The organism is Sphingomicrobium arenosum, from assembly GCF_026157085.1.
Lineage (GTDB): Bacteria > Pseudomonadota > Alphaproteobacteria > Sphingomonadales > Sphingomonadaceae > Sphingomicrobium > Sphingomicrobium arenosum.
Genome location: NZ_JANPVN010000001.1, coordinates 1,031,343 through 1,048,990, shown reverse-complemented (window position 1 = coordinate 1,048,990; position 17,648 = coordinate 1,031,343). Strand labels below are relative to the sequence as shown.

General features: G+C 65.7%; 17 protein-coding genes, 1 tRNA gene and 1 riboswitch. Of the genes, 11 read left to right on the top strand and 7 right to left on the bottom strand.

From position 1 onward, the window contains the following. Positions 1-33: 33 nt before the first annotated feature. Together rnhA and ispH are read right to left on the bottom strand one after the other, a co-directional pair. Positions 34-468 (bottom strand): ribonuclease HI, encoded by a 435-nt coding sequence (gene rnhA, locus NUW51_RS05070; protein ID WP_265563336.1) that lies wholly within the window; start codon positions 466-468, stop codon positions 34-36. Positions 469-482: 14 nt separating this feature from the next. Next, positions 483-1,427 carry a 4-hydroxy-3-methylbut-2-enyl diphosphate reductase gene (ispH, locus tag NUW51_RS05065; protein ID WP_265563334.1) on the bottom strand — a complete coding sequence of 315 codons (945 nt, stop codon included), beginning with the start codon at positions 1,425-1,427 and terminating at the stop codon, positions 483-485. A gap of 86 nt (positions 1,428-1,513) precedes the next feature. On the opposite strand from ispH, the gene NUW51_RS05060 reads away from it, so the two are divergent. The 8 genes from NUW51_RS05060 to NUW51_RS05025 all read left to right on the top strand — a co-directional run bounded on the left by NUW51_RS05060 (position 1,514) and on the right by NUW51_RS05025 (position 8,654). Next, a complete protein-coding gene (locus tag NUW51_RS05060) occupies positions 1,514-2,146 on the top strand; it encodes a hypothetical protein (RefSeq protein ID WP_265563332.1) in 633 nt (210 codons plus the stop codon). Between the two features lie 93 nt (positions 2,147-2,239). Continuing rightward, positions 2,240-2,330: riboswitch (glycine riboswitch) on the top strand. Positions 2,331-2,523: 193 nt separating this feature from the next. Then, a complete protein-coding gene (gcvT, locus tag NUW51_RS05055) occupies positions 2,524-3,642 on the top strand; it encodes a glycine cleavage system aminomethyltransferase GcvT (protein WP_265563330.1) in 1,119 nt (372 codons plus the stop codon). Further along, a complete protein-coding gene (gene gcvH, locus NUW51_RS05050) occupies positions 3,642-4,013 on the top strand; it encodes a glycine cleavage system protein GcvH (RefSeq protein WP_265563327.1) in 372 nt (123 codons plus the stop codon). The genes gcvT and gcvH overlap by 1 nt, the downstream gene beginning before the upstream one ends. Before the next feature lie 31 nt (positions 4,014-4,044). Further along, positions 4,045-5,412: an aminomethyl-transferring glycine dehydrogenase subunit GcvPA gene (gcvPA, locus tag NUW51_RS05045; protein ID WP_265563324.1), complete on the top strand. Its 1,368-nt coding sequence runs from the start codon at positions 4,045-4,047 to the stop codon at positions 5,410-5,412. After that, positions 5,409-7,091 (top strand): aminomethyl-transferring glycine dehydrogenase subunit GcvPB, encoded by a 1,683-nt coding sequence (gcvPB, locus tag NUW51_RS05040; RefSeq protein ID WP_265563322.1) that lies wholly within the window; start codon positions 5,409-5,411, stop codon positions 7,089-7,091. Before gcvPA ends, gcvPB begins: the two co-directional genes overlap by 4 nt. Continuing rightward, positions 7,091-7,540, top strand: a complete 450-nt coding sequence (locus NUW51_RS05035) for an ABA4-like family protein (RefSeq protein WP_265563321.1) — start codon at positions 7,091-7,093, stop codon at positions 7,538-7,540. The genes gcvPB and NUW51_RS05035 overlap by 1 nt, the downstream gene beginning before the upstream one ends. Further along, positions 7,537-8,181, top strand: a complete 645-nt coding sequence (locus tag NUW51_RS05030) for a DUF938 domain-containing protein (RefSeq protein ID WP_265563318.1) — start codon at positions 7,537-7,539, stop codon at positions 8,179-8,181. The genes NUW51_RS05035 and NUW51_RS05030 overlap by 4 nt, the downstream gene beginning before the upstream one ends. Positions 8,182-8,243: 62 nt before the next feature. Further along, the gene (locus tag NUW51_RS05025; RefSeq protein ID WP_265563316.1) at positions 8,244-8,654 is read left to right on the top strand and encodes a PilZ domain-containing protein; all 411 of its coding nucleotides are present in this window, start codon (positions 8,244-8,246) and stop codon (positions 8,652-8,654) included. 52 nt (positions 8,655-8,706) lie between these two features. Here the strand turns inward: NUW51_RS05025 and NUW51_RS05020 are convergent, their stop codons facing one another. After that, positions 8,707-9,354 (bottom strand): PilZ domain-containing protein, encoded by a 648-nt coding sequence (locus tag NUW51_RS05020; protein WP_265563314.1) that lies wholly within the window; start codon positions 9,352-9,354, stop codon positions 8,707-8,709. 277 nt (positions 9,355-9,631) lie between these two features. On the opposite strand from NUW51_RS05020, the gene NUW51_RS05015 reads away from it, so the two are divergent. Further along, positions 9,632-11,263, top strand: a complete 1,632-nt coding sequence (locus NUW51_RS05015; protein ID WP_265563312.1) for a glycosyltransferase family 39 protein — start codon at positions 9,632-9,634, stop codon at positions 11,261-11,263. 22 nt (positions 11,264-11,285) lie between these two features. Here the strand turns inward: NUW51_RS05015 and NUW51_RS05010 are convergent. Continuing rightward, positions 11,286-11,361: transfer RNA gene (locus NUW51_RS05010), tRNA-Lys, on the bottom strand. Between the two features lie 54 nt (positions 11,362-11,415). Further along, positions 11,416-11,901, bottom strand: coding sequence for a 2-amino-4-hydroxy-6-hydroxymethyldihydropteridine diphosphokinase (folK, locus tag NUW51_RS05005; protein WP_265563310.1), 486 nt, complete (start codon positions 11,899-11,901; stop codon positions 11,416-11,418). Between the two features lie 34 nt (positions 11,902-11,935). Here folK and NUW51_RS12865 point away from each other — a divergent pair, with 34 nt between their 5' ends. Next, positions 11,936-13,105 carry a GNAT family N-acetyltransferase gene (locus NUW51_RS12865; RefSeq protein WP_407696320.1) on the top strand — a complete coding sequence of 390 codons (1,170 nt, stop codon included), beginning with the start codon at positions 11,936-11,938 and terminating at the stop codon, positions 13,103-13,105. 551 nt (positions 13,106-13,656) lie between these two features. Here the strand turns inward: NUW51_RS12865 and aguB are convergent. Both aguB and NUW51_RS04985 read right to left on the bottom strand, forming a co-directional pair. After that, complete coding sequence (gene aguB, locus NUW51_RS04990; protein ID WP_265563308.1) at positions 13,657-14,511, bottom strand: N-carbamoylputrescine amidase; 855 nt, start codon at positions 14,509-14,511, stop codon at positions 13,657-13,659. After that, a complete protein-coding gene (locus NUW51_RS04985) occupies positions 14,508-15,503 on the bottom strand; it encodes an agmatine deiminase family protein (protein ID WP_265563307.1) in 996 nt (331 codons plus the stop codon). The genes aguB and NUW51_RS04985 overlap by 4 nt, the downstream gene beginning before the upstream one ends. A 202-nt stretch (positions 15,504-15,705) precedes the next feature. Between NUW51_RS04985 and NUW51_RS04980 the strand changes: the two genes are divergently transcribed. Next, positions 15,706-17,646, top strand: a complete 1,941-nt coding sequence (locus NUW51_RS04980; RefSeq protein WP_265563305.1) for an alpha/beta hydrolase family protein — start codon at positions 15,706-15,708, stop codon at positions 17,644-17,646. The last annotated feature ends 2 nt before the right edge of the window (positions 17,647-17,648 follow it).

The window sequence follows — 17,648 nt, the reverse complement described above, 5'->3', positions numbered from 1 at the left end:
GGCATGGGCCCCAGCCTACGCTGGGGCGACGCGCTAGCGGATGGCTTCGGCGGCGGCGCAGGCGAGCTGGTCGGCGCGCTCGTTTTCGGGGTGGCCGGCATGGCCCTTCACCCAATGCCATTCGACCATGTGCGGCGAGGCGGCGGCGGCGAGGCGTTGCCATAGTTCGGCATTCTTCACCGGCTTTTTCGCAGCGGTCTTCCAGCCGTTTTTCTTCCAGCCGTGAATCCACTTGGTGATGCCGTCGCGAACATAGACGCTGTCGGTAGTGATATCGACCTTGCAAGGGCGCTTGAGCGCTTCGAGCGCAGCGATCGCCGCCATCAATTCCATGCGGTTGTTGGTGCTGTCGGCTTCCGAGCCCGAGAGTTCCTTTTCATGGTCGCCGGCGCGCAGCACTGCGCCCCAGCCACCGGGCCCCGGATTGCCCTTGCAGGCGCCATCGGTGAAAATCTCGACCTGTTGCATCGCGTCAGGCTCGCTCAGGCGACGAGCGTGCGGGGCAGCTTGAAGGTCATGTTTTCCTCGACATGCGCGACCTCGCGTTCGGTCACGGCGAAACGATCGCCCAATGATTCGACGACTTCGCGCACGAGGATCTCTGGCGCCGAGGCCCCGGCAGTGATGCCGACCGAGGCGGGAGTGCCGAACCAGTCCCAATCGATGTCGGCAGCGCGGCCGATGAGGACGGCAGGCGTGCCGAGGCGTTCGGACAGTTCGGCGAGGCGGCGGCTGTTCGAGCTGTTGGGCGCGCCGATGACGAGCATCTTGTCGACGAGCGGCGCGATTTCCTTGACCGCGGCCTGGCGGTTCGACGTCGCATAACAAATGTCCTCGCCCTTGGGTCCCTGGATGGCGGGGAAGCGCTCTTTCAGGACGGCGATGATCGCGTCGGTGTCGTCGACCGACAGCGTGGTCTGGGTCAGGAAACCGAGGCAGTCGGGATCGGCGACGGCGACGCTGCGCGCATCCTCTTCGGTCTCGACGAGGGTCATATGTCCCTCGGGGACCTGGCCGAAGGTGCCGATGACCTCGGGATGGCCTTCATGGCCGATGAAGAGGATGTGGCGCCCGTTCTCGATCATCCGCTCGGCCTGGCGATGAACCTTGGAGACGAGCGGGCAGGTGGCGTCGAGATAGTCGAGCCCGCGCGCCTCGGCAGCGCTCGGCACCGACTTGGGCACGCCGTGCGCGGAAAAGACGACGGGGCGATTGTCGGGAACATCGTCCAGCGTCTCGACGAACACGGCGCCGAGGCCGCGCAGGCGATCGACGACGAACTTGTTGTGGACGATCTCGTGCCGGACGTAGACCGGCGGGCCGTGGCGTTCGAGCGCGAGCTCGACGATCTTGATGGCGCGATCGACGCCGGCGCAGAAACCGCGCGGCGCGGCGATGAGGATGTCGAGGGCGGGGGACTGGCTCATACCCCGCGATGTAAGCGATCGCTTGGCAAGCGTGAAGGGCCTTCCTATGGAGGGGCCAGACTTTTCTCGCATTCAAGGTGTCCGATATGGTTCGCAAGCTGCTTCTCGCCTCCTCCATGCTCCTCCTCGCCGCTTGTGCGCGCGAAGGGCGGATCGAAGACGGGGGCATCGTCGTGGCGCGCAGCCTGTGCCCGCAGGTCGCGATCCCCGCGGGCACCGGCTCGGTGACGCTGTTCGATCCGGCAAACTCGACCGAGCAGGGTGCCATCGACGTCACCGCCTCGATCACCAACATGGACGACCAGTGCTACGAGGACACGCAATATGTGACCTCGGCGGTCACGTTCGATGTCTATGCCTCGCGCCGCGATGCGGGCGCGGCGCGCACCGTCGTGCTGCCGATCTTCAACGCCGCGGTGCAGGGCGGCGACAGTGTCATCGCCAAGCGCGTCGGGCAGGTCCGCCTCGACTTCGCGGCGGGCGCGACGCGTACGCAGGGTCGGGGCCAGGCGAGCATTCGCGTCGCGCGCTCGGCGGTCACCCTGCCCCCCGAGGTGCGCAGCGAACTGACCCGCAAGCGCAAGGCGGGCGATGTCGATGCGGCGATCGATCCCCTGTCGCGTCCCGAGATTCGCGATGCCGTGGCGCGGGCGAGCTTCGAGCAGCTGGTCGGTTTCCAGCTCAATGACGCGCAGCTTCGCTACAACGCCACGAAGTAAAGTTTTCACAGCCTGCCCCAAGGGCGATTGACAGGACGGCGCGGGGCCAGCAAAGCCGATTTCGTCTCCGGTGCCTGCCCCACGCAGGTGTCGGGGGGCCATGCGGGAGAGACCCCGGGCAACCGGGGCGCCGAAGGAGCAACCGCCCCCGGAATCTCTCAGGCAAAAGGACCGTCTGGCCCCGGTGACAGTCTGGAAAGCGCGGCGCGCCCGGCAACGGGTCGCGACGCCGCCGAAGGGGTAGGCGGGGCGTTGCCGGCAGGAGAGGCGGCAGGCGCGTTCGTCGAAACTCTCAGGTGCAAAAGACAGGCGGGGGTCCGAACTTTTGGGCGCGCGGCCTCGTCGTCGTGCGTCACGGACCTTGAAAGGCCTGGTGCATGACCAAGACGCTTCCCCTCGATGCCTGGCACGTCGCGCAAGGGGCGCGCATGGTCGAATTTGCCGGCTATGCCATGCCGATCCAATATGAAGGCATCATCGCCGAACATCGCTGGACGCGGACCCATGCCGGACTGTTCGACGTCAGCCACATGGGCCAGCTCGTCGTGAAGGGCGAGGGTGCGGCCAAGGCGCTTGAAGCGCTCATGCCGGGCGATTTCCAGATCCTCAAGCCGGGGCGCGCGCGCTATTCGATGCTGCTGGCCGAGGATGGCGGCATCCTCGACGACCTCATCGTCACCAAGGTCGAGACGCCCGAGGGCGTGCAGTTCGCCGTCGTCGTCAACGGCGCGGTCAAGCATGACGATATCGCTTATATCGAAAAGCATTTGCCCGATGGCGTGACCCTCGAACATTATGACGACCGCGCATTGCTCGCGCTGCAGGGACCCGAGGCCGCTGCCGTCCTCGAAGAGATCGTGCCAGGGGTGGGCGAGCTCGCCTTCATGGCGGGCGCGGGTTTCATGTGGGAGGGCGATTTCCTGTGGATCAGCCGCTCGGGCTATACCGGCGAGGACGGGTTCGAGATTTCCATTTCGCCAAGCCAAGTCACCGCCTTCGCCGATGCGCTCATCGCCGACGAGCGCGTGAAGCCGATCGGGCTGGGCGCGCGCGATTCGCTCCGGCTCGAGGCGGGGCTGCCGCTCTACGGCCACGACCTCGACCCCGAGATCACGCCGATCATGGCCGATCTTGGTTTCGCCATCTCCAAGCGCCGCCGCGAGAAAGGCGGCTTTGCGGGCGCCGAGCGGATCCTGAAAGAACGCGAGGAAGGTGCGCTGGTGAAGCGCGTCGGTTTCTTCGTCGAGGGCCGCCAACCGGTGCGCGAGGGCGCGCCGCTGCTCGATGGCGAGGGCAATGTCGTCGGCAAGATCACATCGGGTGGTTTCTCGCCCAGCCTCGAAAGACCCATCGCCATGGGCTATCTCGCGACGCATCTGGTCGATGATCCGGACGCCTATGTGAAGGCCGAGCAGCGCGGCAAGCTGTTCAACGTGACCGTCGCGCCGATGCCGTTCGTCGCGCACAATTATCACCGCAAGCAGGGGAAGAAGTGATGACCCTCTATTACACCAAGGAACATGAGTGGCTGCGCGTCGAGGGCGACGTCGCTACCGTCGGCATTTCGAACCACGCGCAGGAAGCGCTCGGCGATATCGTCTTTGCCGAAGTACCCGAGGCCGGTCGCGAGGTTGCCAAGGGCGATGATGCCGCCGTGGTCGAGAGCGTGAAGGCGGCGAGCGATGTCTACGCCCCCGTGTCGGGCGAGGTGGTCGAGGGCAATGCGGCGCTCGACGGCGACCCCGCGCTCGTCAACTCCGACCCCGAGGGCGAGGGTTGGTTCTTCAAAATCAAGCTGTCGGACCCGAGCGAACTCGAAGGGTTGATGGACGAGGCCGCCTATAAGGAATTTCTCGGCACCCTCTAGGCGCTGACGAGGCGCGACAAAGGATGAGTTGATGCGATATCTGCCGCTGAACGAGGCCGATCGGGCCGCCATGCTTGAAAAGGTCGGGGCCACGACCATCGATGATCTGTTCATCGACGTGCCCGAGGAGGCGCGATTGGACGGGCCGATCCACGGGCTGCCGATGCATGCCAGCGAGATGGCGGTCGAAAAGCATATGCGCCGCCTGTCGAAGAAGAATCTCGCGGCGGCCGATGCGCCCTTCTTCCTCGGCGCGGGCGCTTATCGCCACCATGTACCGGCGAGCGTCGATCACATCATCCAACGCGGCGAATTCCTGACGGCCTATACGCCCTACCAGCCCGAAATCGCGCAGGGCACGCTGCAGATGCTGTTCGAATTCCAGAGCCAGGTCGCGCGGCTCTATGGCTGCGCGGTCGCCAATGCCTCGATGTACGACGGCTCGACCGCCTGTTGGGAAGCGGTGGCGATGGCCAGCCGCATCGCGCGCGGCAAGAAGAGGAAAGTCGTCCTCTCGGGCGCGCTCCACCCGCATTATGCCGAAGTCGTGCGCACCATGGCCAAGTTTACCGACGACGAGATTGCCGGGGCGCCGCCGAGCCTCACCGCGCGTCCCGACGACGATGGCCTGATCGCGCGGATCGATGAGGATACGAGCTGCGTCGTCGTGCAATATCCCGACATTCTCGGGCGCATTCCGGATGTGGCGCGGATCGCGGAGGCGGCGCATGAAAAGGGCGCGCTGCTGATCGTCGTCAACACCGAGCCGGTCGCGCTCGGCGCGATCGAGGCGCCGGGCAACCTTGGCGCCGACATCGTCGTGGGCGAGGGGCAGGCGATCGGTGTCGGCCTCCAGTTCGGCGGGCCCTATTTGGGGCTGTTCGCGGTGCGCGATGAAAAACATGTCCGCATGATGCCGGGGCGCCTGTGCGGCGAGACGGTTGATGCGGAAGGCAAGCGCGGCTTCGTGCTCACCTTGTCGACGCGCGAACAGCATATTCGCCGCGAAAAGGCGACCAGCAACATCTGCACCAATTCGGGGCTGTGCGCGCTGGCCTTCAGCGTCCACATGACGCTGCTTGGCGAGAAGGGCCTGCGCAGCCTTGCGGCGGAAAATCATCGACTCGCCTGCATCGCCGCCGACAGGCTGGCCGCAGTGCCGGGCGTCACGCTCCTCAACGAGCATTTCTTCAACGAATTCACGTTGAAGGTCGGGCGCGATGCGCGCGCACTGGTGCGCGATCTGGCCGACAAGGGCGTGCTGGCGGGCGTGTCGCTCGGGCGGCTCTACCCCGACAGCGAAGGGCTCGACGATGCCCTGCTCATCGCGGTCACCGAAACCACCACCGAGGAAGATATCGACGCCCTGTGCGATGCGTTGAAGGAGGTGCTGTCATGAGCGAGGTCAATGCATCGGGCTGGAAGCCCGGCACGCCCGTCGACGGGCATAATGCCATGAGCGGGCCCGACACGACGACGGGCAATCGCGCGCTGATGCTCGAAGAACCGCTCATCTTCGAGATCGGCGACAGCGTGACCACCGGTGTCGATTTCGATTTCGCCGGCAAGCTCGATCTGGCGGGCGTGGAACAGCCTTCCGCGCCGACGCCGGCCTCCGAAACGACCAGTCGCCTCGGCGGCTTCGAGCGCAAAGGGGCGATCGGCCTGCCGGGGCTGAGCGAGCCGTCGACCATTCGCCATTATACGCGCCTGTCGCGCCAGAATTACGCCATCGACCTCGGCCTATTCCCCCTCGGCAGCTGCACGATGAAGCATAATCCGCGATTGAATGAGAAGATCGCGCGAATGCCGGGCTTTGCCGACGTCCACCCGCTCCAGCCGGTCGACACCGTGCGCGGCGCCTTGGAGGTCGTCAACGAACTGGCGCATTGGCTGATCAAGCTGACCGGGATGCACGGCGTCGCGATGAGCCCCAAGGCGGGGGCGCATGGCGAACTGTGCGGTATCCTGTGCATCCGTGCGGCCCTCGAAGCCAAGGGCGATGCGCGCGAGGTCATCCTCGTGCCCGAAAGCGCGCATGGGACCAACCCCGCCACCGCGGCCTTCGCGGGCTATGCCATCGAGAATATCCCCGCCAACAGCGACGGGCGTATCGATCTCGACGCGCTGAAGGCACGGCTCGGCCCTGATGTCGCGGGCGTGATGATTACCAACCCCTCGACGCTCGGCCTGTTCGAACGCGACCTGAAGGCGATCAGCGACGCCGTCCACGACGCGGGCGGCTACGTCTATTGCGACGGCGCCAATTTCAACGCCATCGTCGGCAAGGTTCGCCCCGGCGACCTTGGCGTCGACGCGATGCACATCAATTTACACAAGACCTTCTCCACCCCGCATGGCGGCGGTGGGCCGGGTTCGGGGCCGGTGGTGCTGTCGGAGGCGCTGAGCCCCTTTGCGCCGCTGCCCTATACCGCGCGGACCGAGGACGGGGTGGTTCACCTCGTCGAAGAGGAAACAGCCGACAGCTTCGCCGAGGAGCATTTCGGCAAGCGGCTCCACAGCTTCGGGCGCATGACGGCTTTCCACGGCCAGATGGGCATGTTCACCCGCGCCCTCGCCTATATCCTCAGCCATGGCGCCGATGGATTGAAGCAGGTCGCCGAGGATGCGGTCCTCAACGCCAATTACCTGCTGCGCAGCCTCGAGGACGTCCTCGACGCGCCTTTCGCCCATTCCGGACCGTGCATGCACGAGGCGCTGTTCAGCGACAAAGGGTTCGAGGAAGGGTTGTCGACGCTCGACCTTGCCAAGGCACTGATCGACGAGGGCTATCACCCGATGACCATGTATTTTCCGCTGGTGGTGCATGGCGCGATGCTGGTGGAGCCGACCGAAACCGAGAGCAAGGCGACGCTCGACCAGTTCATCGCTGCGCTGCGCAGCGTCGCGGAGCGGGCCAAGGCGGGAGATGAAAGCATGAAGGCCGCGCCTTATTATGCACCGCGCCGCCGCCTCGACGAGACGCAAGCCGCGCGCAAGCCCGTGCTTGCGTGGAAGGGCGAGGCTGGCGAGGTGCCCGGCATGATCGCTGCGCGTAGCGAGGTGGGAGGCCGGTAATGGATTGGGAAACGCTGTTCGGCGTGGTCGTCGCCGGGGTCTTCATTCCCTGGCTCGTGCTGATTGTCGGCCCGCGCGGGCCCAAGACCCATGCGCTCATTTTCTATCTCGGCATCGGACTACTCGCGCTCATCTACTCGGTCGTCATCGTGACGATGCAATTCGGCGCGACCGGGATCGACTGGGAATCGCTCGGCACGATCGAGGGCGTGCGCGGGCTGTTCGCGAGCGATGCGGGCGTGACGCTCGGCTGGGTGCATTATCTCACCTTCGACCTGTTCGTCGGCCAGTGGATCGCCAAGGATGCCGATCACAAGCTGGTCAGTCGCTGGGTGCAGGGGCCGATCCTGTTCCTCGTGCTGTTCGCCGGGCCGCTCGGCCTGTTCCTATGGATGGTGATCCGCGAGCGCCGCGCACGGGCGATGGCGGGGCTACGCTCGCGGGCATGAGCGAGCCGTCGCTGCCGCCCTATGTGATGGCCGACCTTGGCACAGAGGCACGGCGCGAGGCACCCGCCGCGACGCGCAATGTCGCGCCTATTATCGCGGTGCTCGAGCGCTGGCTGCCGACAAGCGGGCTGGTGCTCGAGACGTCGAGCGGGACGGGGCAGCATGCGCGCGCCTTTGCCGAGCATTTCGCGCATCTCGACTGGCAGCCCTCGGACATCGACCCGGCGGCGCTGGCCTCGATTGCGGCATGGCGCGAGGGCGGGCCGGACAATCTGCTGGCACCGGTCGAGATCGACGCTGGCGAGCCCGAATGGCCGGTGCGCAAGGCGGCGGCGATCCTGTCGATCAACATGGCCCATATTGCGCCGTGGACCGCGACGCTGGGGCTGCTCGACGGCGCGGCGCGATTACTGCCGCCGGGAGCGCCGCTCATTTTCTACGGACCATGGCTGGCGGAGGAGGTGGAGGCGGCGCCGAGCAACCTCGCCTTCGATGAGAGCCTGCGGTCGCGCGATCGGCACTGGGGGCTGCGCAAGGTCGAGACGCTGGCGGTGGCGGCGGGCAAGCGCGGCCTCGATCTTGCCGAGCGGGTCGACATGCCCGCCAACAATTTCATGCTGCGGTTGGAACGGCGCGCCTGAGGCTCGTGCGGCGCCGCGATTTTTAACTGGGCTTTTACCGGCAAGCGGCTAATTTCGCGTCCATGGACCAGTCGAATTCGCCGCAAAATCGCAAGAGCCCGCGCTCGCATCTCTTCATGAAGGCCATGATCGAATGTGCAGGACGCCAGAGCGAGGTGCGGCTGCGCAACCTGTCGGCCGAAGGCGCGCTGGTGGAAGCCGAGGACCTGCCGGTCGAGGGCAGCGAGTTGCTGTTCCGCCGCGACGGGCTGTCGGTGCCGGGCCGGGTGGCCTGGTGCGCCAACGGCCGTGCGGGCATCGCCTTTGCGCAGGCGCTCGAGCCCGAGGTGGTGCTGCGCCATGTCCCCAGCCCCAAGGCGCGCGCGACCGTGAAGTCCAATCGTCCGCCGGTGCGCTCGAGCCAGCTCAGCGAAGGCGAGCGGCGCTATGCGCAGGATTGGATCTTCGGCGGGCCCGGCGCCAGCGACGACTGAGACGCGCGGGCGCGTCGAGCGAACGCCAAGGCATTGCTTGTAGACGGCGGCGTCAGCTCGCCTTGGACACCGGGGCGCGCTGGGTTTCGAGCCAGCCGACGAGGTCGCCCAAGGGCATCAGCGTATTGAAGGTGATGCCCGCGCTCTCGTCATTCTGCCAGCGCACCGAGGCGCGAATCGGCGCGAGGCCGGGGAGCGCGACACCGAGGTCCTTGCCGCCGCGCGGGAGCGGATGGTGGATCGCGATCTTGACCCCGCCCTGGCTGATATCCTCGATGCGCGCCGGAATGGGCTGGCTGTCGACATAGAGGGTGACGGGGCAGGCGACCTCGATCCGCGGCATGCGCGGGCGGGGGCCGTCCATCGTCGTCGACAGGATGTCGATGATGTCGATCTTCTCGTCGAATTCGACCCCGACATTCTGCCCCTTGGTCCAGATGGCGCGGCCCGCGATGGGCTCGCCATTCTTGAGTTCGACGGTGAGCGTGTCGCCTTCGGCAATGCGGCAATAAGCGCGGATCATCATGCCGCCCGCCGAGATATTCTTGATCAGGCACAATTCGCGCCGGTCGCCCAGCATCAACGATCCGACCCGATAGAGGGTCAGGTGCCGTTCGCCCTGGCGCTGGTCGGCGCGATCGGGCGAAGGGGTTTCGTCACCGAGGGAGTAGAGGGTCGTTTCCATCATCTGGTCGCTCAAGACGCGGCCTCCTCGTTGGCAGCGGGCTCCCGCCTGTCGAGGGCCCGTCCGTTGTCATGCGAGATAATTGGAACAGCCTTACCAACTGGTTAGGGCATTCACCGCTATGGCGATGGGAAGGGCGGCTTTGGTCCATTTCGAACCCAAACCCGCCTTCGGTCCATCTTGCATATGGGCTGTTCATCGCAGCGCGCTTGACTTGGACGCGAAAAGAGCGATGAGCGATTTAGGGCAAGAGATCAACGGGTTACGAGTAGGGCGCGGGGGAATGTTGAGGATGGCTGCTGCGGCCCTGCCGCGCATCGAGCAAGGCGTGTCGGGACGCGGCGCGGAATCGCGCCTGTTCACCCTGATGTTCGCGTTGCTGCTCGCCAGCCTGCCGCTCATCGCGCTGGTGAGTCCGATCGACCATGACGAGACGCAATATCTGGCCGCCGCCGAACTGTTCGCTGCCGGTTTGACCCCGTTTCGCGACTTCCTCTATCTCCAGACGCCCTATCAGATCTATCTCTTCGGCCCGCTCTTCCACTTTTCCGACCATGGGTTGATGGCCGCGCGCTTCGTCTCGGGATTGATGGGTGCGGGCGTGATCGCCCTGGTCTTCGCCGCGCTGCGCGAGAGCGGGGTGGCGCGGCGCGAGGCGATGATGGCGGCAGGCGCGATCTGGTTCTGCCACGCCTTCCTGTTCGGGGTGACGGTGGTGCGCAACGATGCGCTGCCTGCGCTGTTGCTGGCGCTGGCCTTCTTCCTTGCCATGGGGGCCTTGCGACCCGACCGCGTGCATCGCCGCTATCGCTGGCTCGGCGCGGGGCTGGCGCTGGGCGCGGCGACGGGGACCAAGATCAGCTATCTTGCCATGGCGGGCGCCTTCGTCGGCTTCCCCGTCATCGCTGTCCTCTTGGGCGCGATGGGCGCGCGGCGCGCGCTGGCGACGATGTTGGTGACGGGAGCGGGCGTGACGTTGGCGCTCGTGCCGCTGTTATGGATCCGCGAAGGCGCGGCGGCGGCGTTCGATTATGGCAATTTCGGCTATCATGCCGAGGCGCCCTTCCTGTGGTACGGCGCCAATGGGCGCGAGCTCAAGCTGACATTGGGCATGAAGCTGCTCGATGGGTTTGTGACCCTGGCGCGAGGGCCCGCGCTGGCGGCGCTTATCCTCTACGCCGTGATTCGGATCCGTTCGCTGCGGCTGCGCGAGAAGCAGGCGCCGGCGCTGCTGCTGGTCGATCTCGCCATCCTCGCTGGGTTAGTCGCGACGCTGGCGCCGACGCCCATCCATCGCCAATATGCGATCCCGTTGTTGCCGCCGCTGTTCCTCGGCCTCGGGCTGGTGTGGCGGCGCCAGCGCGACCTGTGGCCGAGCGCTCGCTGGCCGCGCCGCCTGCTGGTGGCAGGGCTGGCCGTTGGGTTGATCCAGCCCCTCTACAATCTGTCGGCGCCGCTCTTCGAGAAGCCCACGCCGACGCTGGTGCGTGCCGAAGGGCAGCTTCTTGCCGACCTCGTCGCCGCCGAGGGCATCGAGGGCGAGATCGCCACGCTGAGCCCCGAGATCGTCGTCGGCAGCGGGCTGGCGCTCGATCCCGTCTTCGCGACCGGACCCTTTGCCTATCGTACTGCCGACATGATTGCCGTGGAGGAACGCGAGGCGCTCGGCCTCTTGTCGCCCTCGACGGTCAAGGCGCATCTCGCTCGCACCCGGCCCGCGGCGATCGTCACCGGCTATGAAGCGCGGCATACGATCGACCGGATCGGTCTGGAGGCGCCGATCGAGGCCTTTGCGCGCGAGGCGGGCTATCGGCGGGTCGAGAGCGGCGTGGGCGGCGCGGTCTTCTGGCTGCGCTCGCGGGCCGTCTCGACCGTGGCGCTGAACAGCGCGGCGGCACCACGAGCGCGACACGAGGCGTCTTGATCGGCGGCGAAGGAGGGAAGGCTGGTGAGCCGTGCTGGGTTCGAACCAGCGACCTACTGATTAAAAGTCAGTTGCTCTACCAACTGAGCTAACGGCCCATCCAGCCGGGAGCCGACCTAGCGATCCCCCGGGCGCACATCAAGGCATGAATTTCAGTTTTTCGGGCGGCGCGCGCGCAGGCGGGCGGCGAGGTGGCGGAGCGCGAGCCCGTCCGCGACGCGCCAGTCGGGCGCGATCTGGGCGAGCGGGAAGAGCGCGCTCTCTCGGTTCGCCAGCGCCGCGTGGGGAATGGTGAGCGTACGGCTGTCATAGTCGCCGCCGTCCCAGGCGAGGATGTCGAGGTCGAGGACGCGCGGCCCCCAGGCCTTGCCGGGGCGGCGGCCATATTCATGCTCGATGAACTTCAGTGCCGCGAGCATCGCCTCGGGTTCGAGCTCGCTCTCGACAAGCGCGGCGGCATTGGCGAAGTCGCGGCCCGCGCCGCCGAAGGCCGGATTGAGGAGAATGGGGGAGGCGTCGAACAGGTCGAAGTCGCGCGCGAGGCGAGCGATCGCCGCCTCGACCACCGCCTGCGGGCGCCCATGCGTCGTGTGCGGGCGGTTGGAGCCGATGCCGATGCCGTAAAGATTCTTGTCCATTGTCCTCTTTCTGCCGCTCCGATAGGCGTTGGCGATGCACAAGACCAGCCCCGCCGACCTGTCGCCCTTGCCCGAGGCCGAAGCGCCGCGAGATTGCCCTTTGTGCCCGCGCCTCGTCGACCTGAGGATGGAGCTGCGCGGCGAACATCCCGACTGGTACAATGCGCCCGTGCCCGCCTTTGGCGACCGCGAGGCCGGGGTGGCGATCATCGGCCTGGCGCCGGGCAAGCATGGCGCCAATCGCACGGGCCGCCCCTTCACCGGCGATTATGCGGGCGACCTGTTGTTCGACGTGCTGATGCGCACCGGCCTGTCGGTCGGCGACTATGACAGCCGCATCGACGACGGGGTCGAATTGAAGGGCGCGATCATCCTCAATGCGGTCAAATGCCTGCCGCCCGAGAACAAGCCGACGGGAGCGGAAATACAGCATTGCCGGCCGTTTCTCGAGGAAATGCTGACGAGATTGCCGAAGGTGCATACGCTGTTCGCGCTGGGCAAGATTGCGCACGATGCGAGCTGCCGGGCGCTGGGGATGACCCTCAACCAGCATAAGTTCGGCCATGGCAACGTCCATCATGCGCCGGGTGGGCTGCGGCTGGTCGATAGCTATCACTGCAGCCGTTACAATCAGAATACGGGGCGTTTGTCGGACGAGATGTTCCTCATGGCGATGCGCAAGGCGGTGTCGCCGGGGCTGAAGGGCGACGCGGCGCACGAACTGCGCACCGAGCGGCTCGTCCTCCGGCGGGCGCGCAAGGAGGATGCCGAGGCACTCCACGAGCTGTTCACCGACGAGGAGACCATGGAGAGCTGGTCGACCACGGTGCATGACACGATGTTCGAGACCGAGGAGTGGCTGCGCGCCATGATCGAGGCGGCAGGGCCCCATTCGGACGATTTCATCGTCGAAAAGGACGGCGAACTGATTGGCAAATGCGGGCTGTGGGACGTCCCCGAAATCGGCATGATGATCCGCCGCGACCATTGGGGGCAGGGCTATGCAACCGAGGCGCTGGCCGCTTATCGCGATTACATCCGGGGGCGAGGGCTGCCCTATATGTTCGCCGACGTCGATCCCGAGAATATCGGGTCGCTACGCGCGCTCGAAAAGGTCGGCTTCACCCGTTCGGGCTTTAAGGAAAAGGCGATGAAGCACGGCGACCGCTGGGTCGACAGCGTGTATCTGCGGATCGACCTCTAAAAGAGATGAGGATGCTACGGAGACGTGATGTGATGGAGCGCGAACAAAGTCTCATCTACGTACGTCAGAGCAGCTTGGTCGGGAGCGTCGGAGGGACCTTATCAAGCGTAAGCCGTATTCGCTTTCGAGCAATTTCCAGCGCGATCGCTGCCAGTCTTGCTTCATTGTGTCTGGCGAGTTGCGCGAGTTCTGAGAACCGTGCCGAAACCGCACTAAGACTCGCTGAGAAGGAGTGTGGCCTAGTTCAAGATCGACTCTCGCTCTTCACGCTTCAATCCATTCCCGCGACATCTTCTCATGTGGCAAGAGATATTATACATATAAACGTCGAACTCCCCGAGACCATGTTCCTTTGTGTCAACAGGGTCGCTAAAGAACACGGCTTCGATGCGGTTGTGGTCTTTCAGTTTCATCCCCCCGATGAAGATGATGATGTACAGGGGATGTAATGTATTCGGCAGCCAATCGATTGAGACCGAACACAAGAGCAATTCCTTTTCGTTGCCAAACTTCTGCTAAGCACTAGTCAGAGTCGGCAAAAAGCTGCGGGGCTAAACGTCCTGCGCCAAGCGCCCGTAAAGCTCGGGGCGGCGGTCGCGGAAGAAGCCGAAGGCGGCGCGGTGCTGGCGGATCTGGGCGATGTCGAAGCTGGCGGTGAGGACGCCGGTTTCATGCGCGCCGAATTCGGCGACGAGGTCGCCGCGCTCGTCGCAGATGAAGCTGTGGCCGTAGAAATTCTGGCCGCATTCCGAGCCGATGCGGTTGGCGGCGACGACGGGGACGACGTTCGACACGGCATGGCCGATCATGGCGCGGCGCCACATCCGGCTGGTGTCGAGGTCGGGGTCGTGCGGTTCGCTGCCGATCGCGGTGGGGTAGAAGAGCATCTCGGCGCCCATCAGCATCATCGCGCGCGCGGTCTCGGGATACCATTGGTCCCAGCAGATGCCGACGCCCATGACGCGCTCTTCGGGGCCGTCCCACACCTTGAAACCGGTGTTGCCGGGGCGGAAGTAGAACTTCTCCTCATAGCCCGGCCCATCGGGGATGTGGCTCTTGCGATAGACACCCGCGACTTTCCCGCCCGGCGCGATCCAGGCGAGCGAATTATAATGGTGATGCCCGTCGGCTTCGAAGAAGCTGGTCGGGATCCAGATGCCGAGCTCGTCGGCGAGCTTCTGCATCGCGAGCACGCTAGGGTGCTTGGCGGTCGGCTTGGCGGTGGCGAAGAGGGTCTCGTCCTCCTCGCGGCAGAAATAGGGGCCTTCGAACAGTTCGGGCGGCAGGACGACCTGCGCGCCCTTGCCCGCAGCCTCGCGCACCAGTTCGGAGACATTGGCGATATTCTCGTCCACGCCGCCACCGAGGGCGAGCTGGAGGGCGGAAATGGTGATCTTGTCGCTCATCGCGGCACCTGTTGCGAAATGCAGTGGAAGGAGCCGCCACCCGTGAGGATGTGGTCGGCGCGGATGCCGGTGACGCGGTGGTCGGGGAAGAGCCCGGCGATCGCCTCGATTGCGGCAAGGTCATTCTCGCTGCCGTAAAGCGGGACGACGACGGCAGCATTGCCGATGAGGAAGTTCATGTAGCTCGCCGGGACGAGGCGCTCCTCGCCGGTCTCGGGGTCGGGGCGGATGACCGCGCCGGGGGAGGGGATGGCGGTGACCTCGAGATCGGCCTCGAGCAGCGCGGCGGCCGCCTCGGCATAGGCCTCCTCGTTGGGATCGTCCTCGCCCGCGGGTTCGGGAATGGCGACGCGGCCCGCGCCGACGAAGCGCGCGAGATTGTCGACATGGCCGTCGGTATGGTCGTTCTTCAGCCCCTTGCCGAGCCAGACGATGCGGGTGGCGCCGAGATCGCGCGCGAGCCGCGCCTCGATGTCCTCGCGGCTGAGGTCGGGATTGCGATTGCCGTTGAGGAGGCATTCCTCGGTGGTGAGGAAGGTGCCGGTGCCATCGCCGTCGATCGCGCCCCCCTCGAGGATCCAGTCCGCCTTGGCATAGGGCAGGGCGGCGGTGCCGGCGAGGCGCTCGCCGATCGTGTCGTCGCCCTCGAGCTCATATTTGCCGCCCCAGCCGTTGAAGCCGAAGCCCTGCGCGGCGCGCGCCTGCCCGGAGCCGGTGACGATGGGGCCGGTGTCGCGCAGCCAGATGTCGCCGAAGGGTTCGACGATCACGGTGGCGAACGGGCAGAGGCGGCGCGCCTCGGCGGCGGCCTCCTCATTGGCGGCGACGAGCCGGATTTCCTCGCCCTCGCCCCCGGCATGGAGCGCGGCGGCGAGCGCGGCGACCTCTGCCTGCGCGGGCGCGAGATCGTCTTCCCAGAGGTCGGCATGGCTCGGAAAACCGATCCACATGGCATCGTGCGGTGCCCATTCGGGCAGGGGTGGCGTGGTCATGGCGGGCGCTGTAGCAGCCCGACCCGCGCGCGCCAATCGGGGAGTGCAGGCTTACTGATCGAGGATGGTAAAGGGGGTGAAAAGGGCTTGTCTTGCTCGGCTGTCCCCGCAAGGATGGGTGCGTTCAGTAATGCATAGAATTTGGGGGACGTTTTTTCCGATGATTTCGAAACTTAGCCTCGCGGCCGCGTTGGCCGTGACCATGGCGGCTGTGCCCGCCACCGCACAAACGCTCGAACAGGATGCGCGCAACTTCGGGTCGCGCCAGACCTACTTCGCGCCTGACATCTCGCCCTCGGGCAATCAGGTGGTGTTTCTCGCCTCGGGCGCAGGCAGCTCGACCGTGGCGCAGGTATTCGACATGCGCACGGGCGAGATGGCGAATGTCATCGCCGCCGACGGCAAGGAAAACAGCCTGCGCAGCTGTACCTTCGCCAGCGAACAGACGCTGATCTGCAGGGTGAATGGGGTCAGCAAGACCGATTCCGGTGTGCGCTTCGACTGGAGCCGACTCATGGCGGTCAGCGTCGATGGATCGCGCGAGACCAAGCTGCTCGGGCAGGACGCCAGCTTCTACGACACCCGGCTGCGGCAGGACGACGGTTCGATCGTCGATTATCTCCCGGGCAAGGACGCGGTGCTGATGGCGCGCGATTATGTCGCGGAGAACCGCGGCACGGGGACCCGCATGGGACGCAAGCAAGACGGCCTTGCGGTGGAAGAGATTTCGCTGGGCGACATGGACGCCGACATGATTTTCCAGCCCGACGACCGGGTCTCGCGCTATTATTCGGACGGACGGGGCGAGGTGCGCGTGCGCCAGATCCGCCTGAGCGACGGCGGCAATTATCTCGGCCGGAACCTGTTCGAATATCGCCCGCTCGGATCGAACAAATGGGAAAAGCTCACCGAAATGCGCTTCAGTCCCAATGGTGGGCATGAGGGCTTCCTGCCCCTCACGGTCGAGGCACAGAGCAACAGTGTCCTCGGATTGCAGGTGCGCGACGGCCGCGAGGCGCTCTATCGCATGGCCCTAGACGGCAGCGGCAAGGTCGAACTCGTCGCCACCCATCCCAGCGTGGATATCACGGGCCCCGTTCGCCTCGGCCGCGGTCTCCCGGTGATCGGCTATCATTATGCCGACGAATATGGTCACACGACCTATTTCGATCCGACCTATGAGCAACTGGCGGCCAATCTGGCGCGCGCGCTGCCCGAAGGGACGCAGATCACCTATCGCGGAGCCAGTGCCGACGGGCAGAAGCTGCTCCTGTCGGCCGGCTCGGATTCGATTGTCGAACAGCTCTTCGTGCTCGACCAGGCGACCCGTCAGATGGAGCCGCTCGTCCACATGCGTCCGCAATTCGAAGGCCGCACGCTGGCGAGCGTCGAGCCGGTCACCTTCACCGCGCGCGACGGTGCCCGCATTCCCGCTTACGTCACCATGCCCAACGCGGCCGCGGGGCCGGTCGGCGCGGTGGTGCTGCCGCATGGCGGGCCGAGCGCGCGCGATTATTGGGGCTTCGACTGGCTCGCCCAGTTCATCGCGGCGCGTGGCTATGCCGTCATCCAGCCCAATTACCGCGGGTCGGCGGGCTATGGCGAGAGCTTCCTCAACGGCAATGGTTTCCAGGGTTGGCAAACCGCGATCAACGACATCGAGGATGCCGGGCGCTATCTGATCGATGAAGGGATCGCCGATGCCGATCGCATGGCGATCGTCGGCTGGTCCTATGGTGGCTATGCCGCGCTGCTTGGCGCTGCCGAGGCACCCGACCTCTACAAGGCTGCGGTGGCGATTGCGCCGGTCACCGATCTTCGCCAGCTGGTTGAGGAATCGCAGGACTATTCCAATCACGAGATGGTCGAACGGATGGTCGGTTCGGGGCCGCATCTCAATGACGGTTCGCCGCGTCGCCGGGTCGACGAGATCAACGTCCCGGTCCTGCTGGTGCATGGCGACCAGGATACCAACGTCGATATTGCCCATAGCACGCGAATGGAACGCGCCCTCGAGGGCGCGGGCAAGCAGGTCCAGTTCCTGCGCTATGGCGAGCTCGATCACCAGCTCGACGACAGCCAGGCGCGTGTCGAGATGCTGACCGCGATGGGCGAGTTGCTCGACCGCACCATCGGCAATTAGTT

Coding starts and splice junctions, on each gene's coding strand:
- rnhA (WP_265563336.1), bottom strand. CDS start 468: ATGCAACAGGTCGAGATTTTCACCGATGGCGCCTGCAAGGGCAATCCG.
- ispH (WP_265563334.1), bottom strand. CDS start 1,427: ATGAGCCAGTCCCCCGCCCTCGACATCCTCATCGCCGCGCCGCGCGGT.
- NUW51_RS05060 (WP_265563332.1), top strand. CDS start 1,514: ATGGTTCGCAAGCTGCTTCTCGCCTCCTCCATGCTCCTCCTCGCCGCT.
- gcvT (WP_265563330.1), top strand. CDS start 2,524: ATGACCAAGACGCTTCCCCTCGATGCCTGGCACGTCGCGCAAGGGGCG.
- gcvH (WP_265563327.1), top strand. CDS start 3,642: ATGACCCTCTATTACACCAAGGAACATGAGTGGCTGCGCGTCGAGGGC.
- gcvPA (WP_265563324.1), top strand. CDS start 4,045: ATGCGATATCTGCCGCTGAACGAGGCCGATCGGGCCGCCATGCTTGAA.
- gcvPB (WP_265563322.1), top strand. CDS start 5,409: ATGAGCGAGGTCAATGCATCGGGCTGGAAGCCCGGCACGCCCGTCGAC.
- NUW51_RS05035 (WP_265563321.1), top strand. CDS start 7,091: ATGGATTGGGAAACGCTGTTCGGCGTGGTCGTCGCCGGGGTCTTCATT.
- NUW51_RS05030 (WP_265563318.1), top strand. CDS start 7,537: ATGAGCGAGCCGTCGCTGCCGCCCTATGTGATGGCCGACCTTGGCACA.
- NUW51_RS05025 (WP_265563316.1), top strand. CDS start 8,244: ATGGACCAGTCGAATTCGCCGCAAAATCGCAAGAGCCCGCGCTCGCAT.
- NUW51_RS05015 (WP_265563312.1), top strand. CDS start 9,632: ATGGCTGCTGCGGCCCTGCCGCGCATCGAGCAAGGCGTGTCGGGACGC.
- folK (WP_265563310.1), bottom strand. CDS start 11,901: ATGGACAAGAATCTTTACGGCATCGGCATCGGCTCCAACCGCCCGCAC.
- NUW51_RS12865 (WP_407696320.1), top strand. CDS start 11,936: ATGCACAAGACCAGCCCCGCCGACCTGTCGCCCTTGCCCGAGGCCGAA.
- aguB (WP_265563308.1), bottom strand. CDS start 14,511: ATGAGCGACAAGATCACCATTTCCGCCCTCCAGCTCGCCCTCGGTGGC.
- NUW51_RS04985 (WP_265563307.1), bottom strand. CDS start 15,503: ATGACCACGCCACCCCTGCCCGAATGGGCACCGCACGATGCCATGTGG.
- NUW51_RS04980 (WP_265563305.1), top strand. CDS start 15,706: ATGGCGGCTGTGCCCGCCACCGCACAAACGCTCGAACAGGATGCGCGC.